Here is a 17,080-nt window from a genome sequence, read left to right on the forward strand (position 1 = left end):
CATATTCAGCATTGATGTTGACTGACCCGCCGCCATCGCGAGCAGGCTCGCTCCCACAGTGTTTTGTGTTTAGCCAAATTTATTGAGTCCGAACCCAAGGAAACCGTATGAGCCTGTCACTCCTGAGCCGTTACGCCTTCTTTGCCGTCTGCGTGATCTTCACCCTCGCCAGCCTGCCGTTTCTTGAATACGACTGGCTCTGGCCGATAACCGCCGTCACCGCCGTCCTCAGCCTGATCGGCCTGTTCGATCTGCTGCAAAGTCCCCACGCGGTGCGCCGCAATTACCCGATCCTCGGCAATATCCGCTACCTGGTCGAAGGCATCCGCCCGGAAATCCGTCAGTACCTGCTCGAATCCGACAGCGACGCCCTGCCCTTCTCCCGGGCCCAGCGCTCGCTGGTCTACTCCCGGGCCAAGAACGAAACCGCCGACAAACCCTTCGGCACGCTGATCGACGTGTACCAGTCGGGTTTCGAATTCATCGGCCATTCCATGCGCCCCGCGCTCTTGAGCGACCCGAGCAGTTTCCGGGTCACCGTCGGCGGGCCGCAGTGCACCCAGCCGTATTCGGCGTCGGTGTTCAATATCTCGGCCATGAGTTTCGGTTCCCTCAGCGCCAACGCCATCCGCGCGTTGAACCAGGGCGCCAAACTCGGCAATTTCGCCCATGACACCGGCGAAGGCAGCATCAGCCCCTATCACCGGGAAAACGGTGGCGACCTGACCTGGGAACTGGGCAGCGGTTACTTTGGTTGCCGCACCAGCGACGGTCGCTTCGACCCGGAACGCTTCGCCGCGCAAGCGCAAACGCCGCAGGTACGGATGATCGAAATCAAGATGAGCCAGGGCGCCAAGCCCGGCCATGGCGGCATCCTGCCCAAGCACAAGGTCACCCGGGAAATCGCCGAAACCCGCGGCATCTCGATGGGCGAAGACTGCGTGTCACCGTCGCGCCACAGTGCGTTTTCCACGCCAATCGAAATGATGCATTTCATCGCACAACTGCGTGAACTGTCCGGCGGCAAACCGGTGGGCTTCAAGTTCTGCCTCGGCCATCCATGGGAATTCATGGGCATCGCCAAGGCCATGCTGGAGACAGGCATCCTTCCGGACTTCATCGTGGTCGATGGCAAGGAAGGCGGCACCGGCGCGGCGCCGGTGGAGTTCACCGATCACATCGGCGTGCCGATGCGCGAAGGCCTGCTGTTCGTGCACAACACCCTGGTGGGCCTGAACCTGCGGGACAAGATCAAGCTCGGCGCCAGCGGCAAGATCGTCAGCGCCTTCGACATCGCCAGCGTGCTGGCCATCGGCGCCGACTGGGCCAACTCGGCGCGCGGCTTCATGTTTGCCATCGGCTGCATCCAGTCGCAAAGCTGCCACACCAACAAATGTCCGACCGGCGTCGCCACCCAGGACACCCTGCGCCAGCGCGCGCTGGTGGTACCGGACAAGGCCCAGCGGGTTTACAACTTCCACCGCAACACCCTCAAGGCCCTGGCGGAAATGCTCGCCGCCGCCGGCCTCGAACACCCCTCGCAGTTGTCCGCCAAGCATCTGGTGCGACGCATGTCGGCGACCGAGATCAAACTGTTCTCGCAGTTGCACGTGTTCCTCAAGCCGGGCGAGTTGCTGACCGGCGAAGTGAACGGCGAGTTCTACTCGCGGATGTGGCAAATGGCGCGGGCGGACAGTTTCGAGCCCAGTGAAATAGCGGCCGCATGACCTCGCCGCCCCGGTCGAAATCGTACGTCACCATCGCAGCGTTTTGCTCGGGGCCGGCTCCTTCATCACGATAAAACCGTAATCACCGATCAGGTAAATCCGGTAGAACTGGCTGTCCACCAGCGGCACATAGCCCTGATAGCCGACCCGTGTCGCGTTGCGCCGCTCCCGCTCCGCCACCACGTTGGTGATACCCGCTTTCGGCAGATTCTCGGCCAGCATGTAAAAGTCGGTATTGAGCAGGTAGTGCAGTACCGGCATCTGCTTGAATGAGCCTGCCGCCGCCGTTAACCAATAGTCGGAATAAGTCACCGACATATAGATCCGCTTGGCCTCGCGCAGTGCCTGATGGCTGACGATGTCGTAATCAAGGCTGGCCAGCGCCGTGGACGCAAAGGTTTTCTGCACGGTCAGCACCCGGCCATAGGCGAACGACAGCGACAGCATCGCCAGCAGCGGAATGATCAACAGCAGTGGCAGTCGTTCATGGATCGACGCCAGCGCCAGATGACTCAAATAGCACAGCAACACCAGCAGCACGGCGAAGCCCATCAAGGTACGGGCGCCCTCGTTGAAGTCGCGGAAAAACAACGCGACACCGGACACCAGCAGCGTCACCAGCGGCAATGTCAGCAAACACATCACACCGATCAACAGCGTCTTCGGTGCGCTGTCCTGACGCGCCGCGACGTTCAGTCCCAGCCGCACCGCCCCGGCCATCGCCAACAGCAACAACCCGCCGAATACCCAGAGCCATCCACCATTGAACAGCAGCACGACTTTTTCCAGGACCCGGGCCATGTTGATCTGGATCTGAAATAGAGGATGCGCCGACCAATCGAGCAACGCTGTGCGATTGGAGTCCATGAACGGACCAGCACTGACGCTGTAGATCAACCCGCCAAGGATGAGCTGGGCGGCTTTCCAGCCCAGCAGGTCGCCCCATGGTACCGGGGCGGTTTTATCGTTGGCGGCCCTGAGCAACTCCAGGCAACACAAGCCCAGGAACACATTCAGGCTGATCTGATACAACCCCAGCGCCAGTGCTATCAGGAACGACGGCACCAGCCATTGCACGCTGCGCAAAGGGTGACGAAAGGTGATCGCGTAGATCACCGCCACCAGGCTCAGGGCTGTGGCGGGACCGTCGTATTGATAAGACAGGTTCTGCAGGAAGAACGGGTTGTACCAGAGCGGCAACAGCACCAGGCAGCAAGCGACGGTGGGCTGGCGCAAGTAATGGAACGTCAGGCTGGTCAGCGCCGACGCCATGGCCAGCGTGACAATCAGCAAGGGCAAGGGAAAGATGTTCGGCGCGGCATGACTGAAGGTCAGGGCGTTGTAGAACAGCTGGGCGAACAGTCGCCCCTGTTCAGCCCAGGCCATGCCCGCCGCCAGCGAGCGCCAGTTGTCATCGATGTAGGGGAAGTCCGCGAGGATCAACGGCAGGACATACAAGAAGGTCGCGAACAGAAAAAACCGCCAGACCTGATGCCGGCTGAGCTCGCGAACGAGGAAGTCGTTGAACCGCCCCATGCTAACGCCCGCCCCGGTCTTTACCGCCGACGATGTCCCTGATCACGTAGCGCGGCCGGTGTTTGGCCTCGATATAGATGCGACCGATGTATTCGCCGAGGATGCCGATGCCGATCAGTTGCACGCCACCGAGAAACAGGATCGCCGTCATCAGCGATGGATAACCGGGGACGTTGTTGCCGAAGAAAATCTTGTCCAGCACCATGTACACCGCGTAAAGCACCGCGAAAATGGAAATGCCGCCACCGACGTATGTCCACAAGCGCAGGGGCACGGTGCTGAACGAGGTCACGCCTTCCAGCGCCAGGTTCCACAGTTTCCAGCCATTGAACTTGCTGCTCCCCGCCACCCGCCCGGCCCGCTCGTACTCCACCACCGCCGTGTTGAACCCGGCCCACGACAACACACCTTTCATGAACAACTGGTGCTCGGGCAAGGAACGGATCACGTCGACCACCTTGCGATCCATCAGCCGGAAGTCCCCGACATTTTCCTCGATTCGGGTGTAGGCGATGCGATTGAGCACATGGTAGAAAATCGACGCGCTGTGGCGTCTGAGGTAGCCGTCGACGTCGCGATTACGGCGCTTGGCGAGTACCACATCGGCGCCCTTTTGCCATTGCTCGACCAATAACGGGATGACACTGATCGGGTCCTGCAGGTCGACATCCATGGGAATCACGGCATCGCCGCTGGCATGTTCCAGACCGGCAAACAGTGCCGGTTCCTTACCGAAGTTGCGCGAAAAATTGATCAGCATGACCTGATCATCCGCCTGGGCCAGTGCCGTAGCCTGTTCGGCCGTGCGGTCGCAGCTGCCATCGTTGATGAACACGATCTCGACCTCGGCATCGCGCAGGTGCAACTCGCGTCGCACCGCCTGATAAAACAGGTTGATCGCTTGCTCTTCATTGAACACCGGGACAATGAGCGAGATTTTCATTGATCACGCTCGCGAAACACCACGTATTTGGAATACAGGAAGCCGAACACCAGGCTCAATGCCGAAAACAGGGCCACGGTGAACAAACCGTGCAATTGCCAGACGTCGCCCAGATGGCCGACACCCAGGCTCAATGCCCCCATGCCCAAAAGAAACAGCAGATAACCTGCGACCGTGGCACTGGCGGCGAAGGTAAATTGCGCGTTCATGTAGAAGGAAAACGAGGCCGCCACGCAGAAGGCTGCCAGGTTGCTGAGCGCCTGACTGAGGCCGGCTGCCACGCTCAGCAGGAAAAAGACCTGCCAGTGAATCAGGGTATTGGCGACCCCGATCACCGTGTAACTGGAAAGCCCCTTCCACAACAGTCTCATGTGAGGCTCCCGTTTTAAGAGCGTTGCGCTCATTGATATTGGAGCCTGTCTTCTGTCAGAAAGTGCAGGTTGACGGACCTTTCAGACCAGCGGTTGAGCCTCGGGGCAATGCCCGAGACATCCGGTAATACCCCGGTTTTGCAATTGCCCGCGAATCAGTCCACCCTGCGCGCCGCCGCTTGGGCGCGGGGCCTTTTGCGCCCACGGCCGATCCCATTTTTACCTGCTGTCACGAGCCTGCTGTCATGACGTTAGCGCGCGATCACCGGATCGACTTTTTTCGTGGTCTGGCACTGATCTTCATCTTTTGGGATCACGTGCCGCACAACCCGTTGGGGCAAATCACCCTGCGTAACTTCGGTTTCAGCGATGCAGCCGAGGTTTTCGTGTTTCTGGCAGGTTTCGCGGCCGTGCTGGCGTACGGCAAAGTCCTGGCGCGCGAAGGCGTACTGATCGCCTGCGTGAAAATCCTGCGCCGGACGTGGGTGCTCTACGTGGTGCATATCTTCCTGCTGGCGATGCTGATGGGCATTGTGTTTTTCGCCAACAGCCATGTGGAAACACGGGATCTGGTGGAGGAAATGGGCATGCATCACTTCATCAGCAACCCGCAGCAGGCCTTGATCGATGAACTGCTGTTGCGCTTCAAGCCAAACCTGATGGACCCGTTGCCGCTATACATCGTGCTGTTGGCAGGTTTGCCCCTGGTGCTGCCCGTACTGGTGCGCAAGGCCTGGGTAGTGGTCGCGATGTCATTGGCGCTGTACCTGATGGTGCCACTGGCGGGCTGGAACCTGGCGGCCATCAAGGACGGCGTGTGGTATTTCAACCCGGTTGCCTGGCAGTTGCTGTTCGTACTCGGCGGTGCCGCTGCGATTCACAGCCAGCGCCCGCGCCTGCCCGACACTCGCCCGTTGCTTCGCCAGCCGTTGTTTGTCAGTGCGGCGCTGTATGTAGTGGCCGCGGGTGTGTTGACCGTCCTGTGGCGTTGGCCGGACCTACACGATGCCGTGGTGCCGGCGAGCCTGAAGAACCTGCTGTACCCCATCAGCAAGACCGACCTGTCCCCCGTGCGCCTGCTGCATTTCCTCGCATTGGCCTACGTCACGGCGAAGCTGATTCCCGACAGCGGATGGACACAAAACTGGCTCGCGCAGCAAAGTTGCCGAATGGGCCGTTTCTCGCTGGAGATTTTCTGCTTGGGCGTGTTGCTGGCGCCCTTGGCGGACATGGTCAATGCGTTGACCGACGATGCGTTTGCCATGCAGATTTTCACGGCGCTGGTGGGGGTCGGGTTAATGGCATTGCTGGCGACCTGGCTTGAGTTCAACAAGCGTTTGAACCGTACTGCTCAGGCAGCCCAAGGATCGACCGCAATATTGTAGGAGCGAGCTTGCTCGCGATGGACTCAAGAGCGCCGCATTTAGCCAGTAAATACGCGTAATCGTTAACGACCATCGCGAGCAAGCTCGCTCCTACAGGTTTCGGGCGTTACGACTTACGAAGCCGAACGCACCGCACCTTGCGTAACATTCGTCGGTTGCAGCTTGAACATGTAGAACAGCACCGTCAGCAACACCAGGAACGCAGGTCCCACATACAACGCCACGCGGGTGTCCGGGAAGTACGCCATCAGGCCGACCACCAGCACCAGGAACGCCAGCGCCAGATAAGAGCTGACGGGGTACAGCCACATACGGTATTTCAGGCCGGCCGCTTCGCTGGCGCTCAGGCCTTTGCGGAATTTGAGCTGGGCCAACAGGATCATCACCCACGTCCAGATCGCGCCGAAGGTGGCGATGGACGTCACCCAGACAAACACCTTCTCCGGTACCAGGTAGTTCAGCAGCACGCCCAGCAGCAAGGCGAAGATCGACAGCAGCAGCGCACGACGCGGTACGCCGTTGTTCGAAGTCTTGGCAAAACCGGCCGGGGCCTGGCCGTTCTGCGCCAGGCTGTAGAGCATGCGCCCGGTGCTGAAGATGCCGCCGTTGCACGACGACAGTGCCGCGGTAATCACCACGAAGTTGATGATGCCGGCGGCGGTCTTGATGCCCAGACGCTCGAAGGTCATGACGAACGGACTGCCCTGGGTACCGATTTCGTTCCACGGGTAGATCGACAGGATCACGAACAACGCGCCGACGTAGAACAGCAGGATCCGCCAGAACACCGAGCCGATCGCATTGGGAATGGTTTTCTGCGGGTTCTTCGCTTCACCGGCGGTCAGGCCGATCATCTCCACACCCAGGTAGGCGAACATCACCATCTGCAGCGACATCAGCACGCCAGTTACACCGTTGGGCATGAAACCGCCGTGGCTCCACAGATTGGAGATGCCCAGGGCCACGCCGTCGTTGCCGAAACCGAAGGCGATGATGCCGATGCCGCCTAACACCATCGCAACAATGGTGACGATCTTGATCAGGGCAAACCAGAACTCGAACTCACCGAAAGCCTTGACCGCGATCAGGTTGATCGAGCCCATGCTGATCAAGGCCGCGAGCGCCCAGATCCAGCGCGGCACGTCGGGGAACCAGATACCCATGTAGACCGCCACGGCCGTGATTTCCGCGACGCAGGTCACCAGCCACAGGAACCAGTAGTTCCAGCCGGTCAGGAAGCCCGCCAGCGGGCCGAGGTAGTCTTGGGCGTAACGGCTGAACGAGCCGGCGACCGGGTTGTGCACGGCCATTTCGCCGAGGGCGCGCATGATCACCAGGATCGCCAGACCGCCGATGATGTAGGACAACATGATGGCGGGCCCGGCCATTTGGATGGCCTTGGCCGAACCGAGGAACAGACCGACGCCGATACAGGCACCGAGTGCCATCAGGCGAATATGCCGTTCGCCGAGTTCACGTTTAAGCGGACCGCCCTGAGCGGTCTCGCCGTTGGGCTGGTGATTGCCTACGGGCATAAGGGGTACCTCATCTTGTTGTTGGATATGACCACCGAGCGTTGAAGCCCCCGACCGATAAGCCAGCTGCTTCGCGTAACCGGGCCTGCTTTATAAGCAGAACCATCCTGTAGGACAAAACCTGCAAGATCAGCGGGTCGGGCAGTATAAAAAGCTGACGACAGAGATATTCACTATATAAACCACTAAATTCAGCCATAAACCCCGGCAATAACGCGACTTTTGGAGAGGCATCACCTGGATATTGTAGGAATTTTCGTCATTTAAACGGCGCGGAGTATTGCACAACAATGGTGCGTCGTCATGCCCCTGCCAAAGCCGTATTTACCCCTTCGACATGTCTAAAACAAGCATTCCAGCCGACTGCTTTTGTGGCGAGGGAGCTTGCTCCCGCTGGACTGCGAAGCAGACCCAAACACTGTAATCGCTTGTTCCTGAACAATTACGTTGTCTGGTTTTGCGCCTGCTGCGCAGACGAGCGGGAGCAAGCTCCCTCGCCACAAAAGCGCTGCATGGATCTGAATCCTTCAGTGATTTGGGAAATTTCACTCAGCAATTGCAGGATCAAGCAGGAAAACGAGTAGCTAGCGTATTAAGCTAAACGCCAAAGGAAGCAACGGAATGCATCCCCATCCAAACTCACATCTATTGCGCCGTGGACGTTACTCGAAACAAGGTAGGGGTTATCTCATTACCGCAGTCGTGCATCAGCGCCGCCGAATATTCGCGGATTGGCGGCTTGGACGCCTATTGGTTGAGGAGTTCAGGCGAGCCCACGAGCAAAAATGGGTCAACTCAATGGCCTGGGTCATCATGCCGGACCACTTCCACTGGTTAATACAGCTTGAACGGTACACGCTGGCGCAACTCATGCAGGCCATCAAATCCCGCAGCACGCTGACGATCAACCGGGCGTTAAACGAGAGCGGTGCTTTCTGGCAAACCGGCTACCACGACCGGGCAATTCGCGATAACGAGGACCTCCTGCCGTTTGCTCGCTACATAGTTGCCAATCCATTGCGGGCAGGATTGGTGGAAAAGATTGGCGACTATCCGCTCTGGGATGCGTGCTGGCTGTAAACAGGCAGTCCATACGCCGAGCGTTTTGTGGCGAGGGGGCTTGCCCCCGTTGGACTGCGAAGCAGGCCCATCATTCAGGTCACCTCTGTCGCGTCTGGCACACCGGGATTACCGGATTTGCGACTGCTTCGCAGCCGAACGGGGGCAAGCCCCCTCGCCACAAGTGCTTCAATCAGCCTGAATATCGGTGCGTCCGTGCATCATTTTACCCCTCACATTTTTTTCACCCTCGCCAACCACCGTCTAAGCTTGAGTCAAGTCCGATCAATCTGCGTAAATGGATCAGTCGACTATGGGCGCTTTGTGGCAAACCGATTCGAGTAAAACCGTGGTTCCGACTGAACGTGAGGATGAAGCGCCGCCACCTGAAAAACCCCGCCGTTCCAGACACGGATGGGGAGCGTTCTGGCTATTGCTGTTGATCATCGCGATTGTCGTGGGGCTGGCGGCTGCGAGGGAAATGCGCACCTCGAAATTCCAGGCCCGGGAAGTCAGCAAATACGCAGCGTCCCTGAGCTTTGAGCTCAAACCCGGCCCCAGCGATGCGATCCGCTATCCGGGCGACGGTCCGTTCGATCGGCGCCTGGGCTACAGCTCGCTGGATGAATTCCTGCCGCGCCTGATCAAGCGCAATTTCGTCGTTGAGGCGCAAACCCGCTTTTCTCCGGCGCTGTTGAAGTACAGCGACAAAGGCCTGTTCGTGCCTTATGCCGAGAAAATCCAGGCCGGGCTGTCGATCACCGATTGCCGCGCAGCGCCGCTGTACCAGTACAACTATCCGCAGCAGCTTTATTCAACCTTTGCCTCGATCCCGCCGGTGGTGGTCAACAGCCTGCTGTTCATCGAGAACCGCTTCCTGCTGGACCCCGGGCAACCCCTGGCCAACCCGGCGGTGGACTGGCCGCGGTTCGGCATGGCGGCGTGGTCACAGGTGGCCAAGCTGTTTCACGTACCCGGCCAATCCGCCGGCGGCAGTACCCTGGCCACGCAACTGGAAAAGTACCGGCACTCGCCCGATGGCTTGACGGTCAATGGCGCGGAAAAAATTCGCCAGATGATCTCTGCCACCGTACGCGCCTATCAGGCCGGGCCACAAACCCTCGAAGCCAGGCAGAACGTGGTTCGCGACTACCTCAACAGCGTGCCGCTGTCGGCCGTACCGGGCCACGGCGAAGTGCATGGCATGGCTGAGGGCTTGCGCGTGTGGTATGGCTCCGACTTCAACAAGGCCAACGAAGTCTTGACCAGCACAGCAACGGACCCAAAAACCATGGCGGAAAAAGGCCTGGCCCTGCGTGAAATGCTGTCGCTGATGATTGCCCAGCGCCGCCCGTCGCATTACCTGACCAAGGGTCACGATGAACTGGCCGACCTCACCGACAGCCATATTCGCCTGCTGGCGCAAAACAATGTGATCGACGCTCAGTTCGCCGCCGCCGCCCTGGCCAGCAAATTGACCTACCGCGACTGGGCCACCCAGCCGACCATTCAACCGATCGAAGCCAACAAGGGCATCAGTGTCGCGCGCAGCCGCCTGGCCGGCATGCTCAATCGCCCGTTGTATGACCTCGACCGCCTCGACCTGTCCGCCACCAGCACCCTGCAAGGCGAGTTGCAAGCCGAGGCCACCGAGTACCTGAAAAAACTGGCCGACCCCGCTTTTGCCACGCAAATCGGCCTGATGGGCGAACGCCTTCTGACCCCCACCAGCACCACCCAGGTTCGCTATAGTTTCACCCTGTTCGAACTGACCCCGGACGGCTCGCGGGTACGGGTGCAGACCGACAGCACCGACCAGCCATTCGACATCAACGAAGGCAGCAAACTGGAGCTGGGCTCCACCGCGAAAATGCGCGTGCTGACCACCTACCTGCAAATCATCGCCGAGCTGCACGACAAATACGCCGGCATGACCGTCCCGGAACTGAAGAAAGTCGACGTGCCGGAGCAGGACCGCCTGAGCCGCTGGGCGGTCGATTACCTGATCGAAAACAAGGACCGCGACCTGCAAAAAATGCTCGGCGCAGCCTTGGACCGCAAATACTCCGCCAGCCCCGGCGAAGCGTTCTTCACCGGTGGCGGCCTGCACGTGTTCAACAACTTCCGCAAGGAAGACAACGACCGCATACCGACCCTGCGCGACGCCCTGCGCGAGTCGATCAACCTGCCGTTCATCCGCCTGATGCGTGACCTGGTGCGCTACACCACCTACTCCGGCCCGAACAGCAGTGCCGAACTGATCAAGGACGACCGCGACCCGCGGCGCCAGGAATACCTGGCCGAATTCGCCGATCGCGAGGGCACTTCGTTCCTGCTCAAGTTCTGGAAGAAGTACAAGAACAAGGACACCCAGGACAGGCTCGAGACCTTCCTCGACAGCATGCGGCCGACCCCGATCCGCATGGCCGCCGTGCACCGCTACCTGCTGCCACAGGCCAGTCAGGCAAGCTTCAACGCTTTCGTGCGCTCGCACCTCACCGGCGCCAAGCTCACTGAAAAACTCACTGACGAGCGTCTCGTGCGGCTCTACGAGGCCTACGCTCCCGGCTCCTATGACTTGCCGGACCAGGGCTTCATCGCCAAGGTTCACCCGCTGGACCTGTGGCTGATGGGCTACCTGCTCAATCACCCCGACGCCAAGTGGGGCGACATTGTCAAAGCCAGCCAGTTCGAACGCCAGGAAGTCTACAGCTGGCTGTTCAAAAGCAGGCACAAGGGTGCCCGCGACAGTCGTATCCGCACCATGCTGGAGATCGAAGCATTCCTCGACATTCATCAGCGCTGGCAGAAAGTCGGCTATCCGTTCGATCACCTGGTGCCCTCACTGGCGACCGCCATCGGCAGCTCCGGCGACCGTCCGGCAGCATTGGCGGAACTGATCGGCACCATCCTCAACGACGGTGTGCGCATGCCGACCCTGCGTATCGACAGTCTGCATTTCGCGGCCAACACACCGTATGAAACCAAATTGATCAATGACCCGAACGTCGGCAAACGGGTCATGCCATCCGAAGTCGCCACGGCCATGCGCGAAGCCTTGTCGCAGGTGGTGGATGCCGGTACGGCGAAACGGGTGTCCGGCAGCTTTGTAACGCCGGATGGCAAACCGTTGGCGATGGGTGGCAAAACGGGCACGGGGGACAACCGCATTGAAGCCATTGGTTCAGGCGGGCGGATTCTGAGCTCCAAATCCATCAACCGGACGGCGACGTTTGTCTTCTACATTGGCGATTCACACTTCGGCACCTTGACCGCATTCGTGCCCGGGCAAACAGCCGAAGCCTACAAGTTCACCTCGGCGTTGCCGGTGCAGGTGCTCAAAGGCATGGCACCGATTCTCATGCCGTACCTGCAACCCGGCAGCAAAACAGGTTGCTTGCCGACTGATGTCGCGCGGCGTTAACAGAACCATTACGTCGTGCGGCGGTAATTAACTATTTTCGGCATGGATAATTCCAATGCATTGAGAGCAAAGACACTGTTCAAGCAACAATAATTCAGACTTTTACTTTGAGCCTTGGGCGTTAGGCTGATGACTCCCATCAACACTCAAGGTTTATTAACAACATGCCTGACTTACAAGGAAGTACGTCGACAACCGACCATAAAGGTCGCCACTACGAATTGATCAAAAGCCGGATCCATCCGGTTTTCCAGCGCGCTTCATTGCGAAATGTCCGGGAACTGGGCCGCGTTGAAAAAGCACCCGCGCCCTGGATCAAGACAGCCTCCGCGCTCGATCAATCCCGATTACAAAAAGCCAACCGCGAACTCTGGTCTTCGCGCAACGAGATGGATCGGTTTCTCGACGCGTTGAAAAACGTTTATGAATTTGCCGAGCCCCTACTCACCGATGCACTGAAGAAACTGGATATCGATGTCGACGTTAAAAAAACGTATCTGCATCTTTACCTGCCCAAAGAACGGCCCTGGTATGTCATCGATACGTCCGGGGGTGTCGTCACCCGTACTGTTTCGCTGATCGACGCCGCACTGCACAACTTCGCGCTTGGCGAAACCTGCGAACCGGACTCGGATTACATCAGCCAGCCCGATCAGCGTGGTCAGTTCGATGTCTTGCCCATCAAACACAAACTCTCCATCGCCAGGTTTCAGGCGTTGTGCCGTGAACTGGATATCGGCGCCCGCTATACCCGATACCTGGAAGAACAGTTGCTGCCTAGTGATCGCCTTGCAAAGTACTGGCTCCAAAGCCGTGTCGTTGAAAGCGAGAAAGCCGCTTTCAGAGCCGCCGTGGAACAGGCGACGATGGCCGGCGATATCGACGCCGATGCCCGCGACATGGTCATTGAAATGCTGGAGGGTCAGCGCAACACCACCTGGAAAGGCAGGCCTGTGCAATTTGCCGACCTGTCCATTCTCGACACCCCTTTGACCGGCATCGTGCTGATCACTGCGCCGCTGGAACAATCACACGAGGTGATACCAGTGATCGCTTATGTGCCGCAGGATCCACAGCACCCGCTCAAGCAATACCCCTCGACCGTCGCGTTCATGAATGAACTGACGCGCCAGCTGCGTGACGACGCGCTTATCGCTTCCACCGGGATGACGTACCGCCAGTTCTTCAGCCGGTTCATCGACCATTCGCAACGCGGGCATTTCTTCGGCGGCTTGCAACAACGACTGTTCCAGGTCACATGGCATCGTAAGGAAGCCTTCGATCCACGCCCGAGCTGGCGGGATGTGCCGATCGATAACCCGCGATTGGATGTCGACATTGCGCCGATCACGGGCGATCTCTGGGTACATCTTTATCAAAACAAGCTGAACAAGATTCTCAATGACGCTCGGGACATCGCCGTGTCGACCGCCGATACCGATCGCAAGGCGCGGTGGGCCTGGTGGGACAACTTCAAGAAAATAGTCTCCGATATTTTCAATGTCGCGCTGTTGATCGCCACGCCGTTCGTACCGGGGCTCGGCGAACTCATGCTGACCTACACGGCGTATCAACTGACCAATGATGTCATTGAAGGCGCTGTGGACCTGGCTGAGGGACTATGGGCACAAGCAGCGGATCACGTTGTGGGGGTCGTGACCGACGTGGTTCAACTGGCTGCGTTTGCCGCCGGGGCGAGCATCGCCGATGCGTTCCGGCTCAAGGCTTCTGCATGGGTCGAGAGCCTGCAACCGGTGAGCATGCCCACCGGAGAAACCCGTTTGTGGCACCCGGATATCGAGCCCTACGCCCATCCAGACCTGTCACTGCCAACAGACTCCAGGCCCGACCGCCTGGGTCTGCATCGCCATCAAGGCCGGGACATCCTTCCTTTGGAGGGTCGCCACTATGTGACTCGGAAGGATCCGCAAACCGCGCAGTATCGACTTGAACACCCCACCCGTCCCGAAGCCTATGCACCGAAACTGGCCCATAACGGTCGCGGCGCCTGGCGCCATGAAGGCGAAAAGCCCTTGACCTGGGAAGGCCCGAAGCTGATGCAACGGCTGGGGCACCTGACCGACGGCTTGAGCTCACGGCAACTGGAAAACATCCGCTTGATCAGCGGCACCGAAGAAGACGCACTGCGGCGCATGCACGTCGAAAACGCCGAGCCGCCACTATTGCTGGAAGACACCGTGAACCGCTTCAGAGCGATGCAAGATGTTGCCGCCACGACTGCGCAGATTCGTTCGGGAAGCCCGATAGACCCGTCATCGCACTGGTTCGAGCAACTGATCACCGAACTGCCGGGCTGGCCAGCCCACCATGCCTTGAGGGTGTATGAACGCTCCGACCTGCTCGGCGCCTCCCGCCTGTACGGCAACGCCAATGCCCGGCCGGAACGGACGCTGGAGATCGGGCTGGCGGACGTGATGGCCGGCAGTTTGCCGGAGCGGGTCGTCAGGTTTCTCGATGAGCGACAACTGCAAGCGCTGGTCGGACCGGGACTCTCCAGGCAAGCGAAGGTACAGCGCCTGCGTGATCGCCTGGCCGAGCAGGTCGAAGGGCGCAAGACCCATATCGCGGATTACGTCTATCGCTTTCGCGAACGCAGTACCGATCGACGCGTTCAAGTCTTGCAGCGCCAATACCCTGAACTGCCGACGATCGTCGCCGAACGCCTGGTGGCCCATGCCCGGCAAGACGATCTGCGCATCGTCGACGCACAGCAACGCCTCCCACTGGATTTCAAGAGCCACGCCCGTGAGTGTGCCTTTGAAACCCGCGCGACACGGGCCTGCGAAGGCTTCTACCAGAACGAACGAATGACAATCGACACCGAGCGCTTGGCGCTCAACGCGCTGCGATTCAACAGCGAGGCCTTGGGCGATCTACGCGTGGAAATACATGACGGCACCGCCGATGGTCCTTTGCGTTGCAGCGTCGGTCCCGACGATGCCACTCAAGTACGCCTGCTGTTACGGGCAGGAGACGGTCGTTATGAAGTTGTCGACGGTCAACATCGCCAGATTTCCGAGGCTGTCGATTTTTATGAAGCGCTCCTGCGCGCCTTGCCCGAGCAGGCGCGCCAGTCCTTGGGCTACAGACTCGGCCAGGCAAACGCGTTCAAGCAGTGGATAATGGTCAAGTCCCGATCCCCGGCCGAACGCCGCACGCTCTTGCTGGAACCTTCCATCCGGCCGGTGGCGGAGCTGGAAACGGGCCTGCTGTTGCGCGGCCCTGCTTTCTCCAGACAGCCAGTCTCCCTTGAGCAACGGGTGCAAAATCTGTATCCGCACTTGAGTGGACATGAAGTCGACAACTTCATTCGTTCCATGCCTCCCGGCGCTGACCCTGTTCAGTTGCTGAACAACCTGAAGCAAGAACTCACAGGGCTGGAAAACATCCTTGACGCCTGGAAGACAAAGAACACGCCTTTCGAGCCTGAAAATACGCTCCTTGCTCCCAGGGAAATCACGTTTATCGCTGGTCGCCTGATGGAATGCTTTCAGCGAAAACCTTTGGTATTCGGTGAGCGCAGCACCCACTTCGACAAGGGTTATGCACTGGACTTATCCACTGAACTCCTGAGTTTCAACCTGGAGACCTGGTGGAAAAAGCTGCCGGACATTCGCCCTTATCTTGAACAGATCAGCACCTTGAATCTGGATGGGACGCAATTCTCGCCGGGCTCCACGGGGTTATTGAAAGATTTTTCCCGGCTACGCCATCTCAGCGCACGTCGCTGTCAGCTGACCCGCTTGCCAGACAATGTGGCCAGCATGCACCGGCTCGAAAGCCTGCGTCTGAGCCACAATCACATTGCGCTGAACGCCAAGGCGGTCGAGCAATTGAAGCCTCTGATACGCTTGCAAACCTTGCGGCTCGACAACAACCCGCTGGGCCAGGCACCCGACATCAAGCGCATGCCACACCTGAAAGTGGTCAACCTTTCAAACACCGGGATCGATAACTGGCCAGACGGGTTGCTGAACAAACAGCGTCCAAAGGGTTTTTTTCTGGATCTGCGGGATAACCCGATCAAGACCGTACCCACTGTTGCCATCGGGTCAAGGGAAGCACTTCTGGTGGCGCGTGTGCGGCTGGACATCAACTCCTTGCCCGATATTCAGCGCCAGACCCTGTTCCAGTACCGTGATTCAGCGGGCTTGCCGCGCCAGAACACGTATGCCCCTCTGGCCGCCAATGTGCGCGCCAAATGGCCGGTCGATGATGACTCCTCGCTTTGGGGCGCGAATTCGCCTGGCCTGGGGACTTACAGAGCGGAAGCCTGGGACAACCTGATGAACGAGCCGAACAGCGAAGGCTTCTTCAGAATCATCGATAGCCTGACGCAATCGGCCGACTTCAGAGCCGGTGGCGCTACCCGCAAAGCTCTGTCCCGTCGCGTCTGGGAACTGATCGACGCGGTGGACCTGGATACATCGCTGCGCGAAAAACTGTTTCAGACCGCCGAGCAACCCACCACGTGTGCCGATGCCAGCTCCGAAGTTTTCAACAACATGGGCGTGCAGGCGCTTGCGTCCCAGGCGTATGCCTATTCGATCGATACCGTAGAACTGGAAAACCGGCTGGTGAGCTTGAGCAAGGGCGCGGCGCGCCTGCAACGGGTCAATGACATCGCTCGGGCCGATGCGCTGTCACGCCCGAGCAGGGTCGAAGAAGTGGAAATTTATCTGGCGTATCAAACCCGTCTGGCCCCACGCCTTGGCTTGCCGTGGCAACCGGAGGACATGCTTTACCGCGATATCGCCGCCGTGAGTGACGACGCCATCGAGCAGGCCTATGCCACCGTGCTGGCGTTGGAGGAAGGGAATGGCTTGCTGGATGCCATGCTCGAACAGCCGTTCTGGGACAGGTACCTGCGGGAGTCTCATGACCGGAGATTCGAATTGAATGATCGGCATTTCGATATGCGCTTGCGACTTCTCGAACAACGTAGGCAAGACGGTGAGATCGAAGAGCAGGCCTACTCGGACAGCATCAACACGCTTGCCGATGAAAAACTGCAATTGGGACGAAGCCTGACCCGGATGCTGCTGGACAAACACGCGTTGTAAACGAGTAACCGGCTCC

Annotated in this window: 9 protein-coding genes; 5 read left to right on the top strand and 4 right to left on the bottom strand. The window is 59.2% G+C overall.

Features of this window, described 5'->3' with window-relative positions:
* Nucleotides 1-107 precede the first annotated feature (107 nt).
* A complete protein-coding gene (locus tag ACM6IK_RS09075; RefSeq protein WP_414874030.1) occupies nt 108-1,727 on the top strand; it encodes an FMN-binding glutamate synthase family protein in 1,620 nt (539 codons plus the stop codon).
* Between the two features lie 27 nt (nt 1,728-1,754).
* On the opposite strand, the gene ACM6IK_RS09080 is transcribed toward ACM6IK_RS09075, so the two are convergent.
* Genes ACM6IK_RS09080 through ACM6IK_RS09090 form a run of 3 tightly spaced genes read right to left on the bottom strand, consistent with a single transcriptional unit; the run spans nt 1,755 to nt 4,577 of the window.
* Nucleotides 1,755-3,263 (bottom strand): glucosyltransferase domain-containing protein, encoded by a 1,509-nt coding sequence (locus tag ACM6IK_RS09080; RefSeq protein WP_414874031.1) that lies wholly within the window; start codon nt 3,261-3,263, stop codon nt 1,755-1,757.
* A 1-nt stretch (nt 3,264) separates the two neighbouring features.
* Nucleotides 3,265-4,206 (bottom strand): glycosyltransferase family 2 protein, encoded by a 942-nt coding sequence (locus ACM6IK_RS09085; RefSeq protein ID WP_414874032.1) that lies wholly within the window; start codon nt 4,204-4,206, stop codon nt 3,265-3,267.
* Entirely contained in the window at nt 4,203-4,577 is a 375-nt protein-coding gene (locus ACM6IK_RS09090) for a GtrA family protein (RefSeq protein ID WP_414874033.1), read from the bottom strand. The genes ACM6IK_RS09085 and ACM6IK_RS09090 overlap by 4 nt, the downstream gene beginning before the upstream one ends.
* 245 nt (nt 4,578-4,822) lie before the next feature.
* Here ACM6IK_RS09090 and ACM6IK_RS09095 point away from each other — a divergent pair, with 245 nt between their 5' ends.
* Nucleotides 4,823-5,962 (top strand): OpgC family protein, encoded by a 1,140-nt coding sequence (locus ACM6IK_RS09095; protein ID WP_414874034.1) that lies wholly within the window; start codon nt 4,823-4,825, stop codon nt 5,960-5,962.
* 113 nt (nt 5,963-6,075) lie between these two features.
* Here the strand turns inward: ACM6IK_RS09095 and ACM6IK_RS09100 are convergent, their stop codons facing one another.
* Nucleotides 6,076-7,497 carry an amino acid permease gene (locus ACM6IK_RS09100; protein WP_414874035.1) on the bottom strand — a complete coding sequence of 474 codons (1,422 nt, stop codon included), beginning with the start codon at nt 7,495-7,497 and terminating at the stop codon, nt 6,076-6,078.
* 621 nt (nt 7,498-8,118) lie between these two features.
* Here ACM6IK_RS09100 and ACM6IK_RS09105 point away from each other — a divergent pair.
* From ACM6IK_RS09105 to ACM6IK_RS09115, 3 genes are all read left to right on the top strand, one after another.
* On the top strand, nt 8,119-8,577 hold the full coding sequence (locus tag ACM6IK_RS09105; RefSeq protein WP_414874036.1) for an REP-associated tyrosine transposase: 459 nt from the start codon (nt 8,119-8,121) through the stop codon (nt 8,575-8,577).
* 292 nt (nt 8,578-8,869) lie between these two features.
* Entirely contained in the window at nt 8,870-11,980 is a 3,111-nt protein-coding gene (locus tag ACM6IK_RS09110) for a transglycosylase domain-containing protein (RefSeq protein ID WP_414874037.1), read from the top strand.
* Between the two features lie 164 nt (nt 11,981-12,144).
* A complete protein-coding gene (locus ACM6IK_RS09115) occupies nt 12,145-17,064 on the top strand; it encodes an NEL-type E3 ubiquitin ligase domain-containing protein (protein WP_414874038.1) in 4,920 nt (1,639 codons plus the stop codon).
* Nucleotides 17,065-17,080: the final 16 nt, after the last annotated feature.

The sequence above is a fragment of the Pseudomonas sp. IT-196MI5 genome (assembly GCF_949767415.1).
GTDB lineage: Bacteria > Pseudomonadota > Gammaproteobacteria > Pseudomonadales > Pseudomonadaceae > Aquipseudomonas.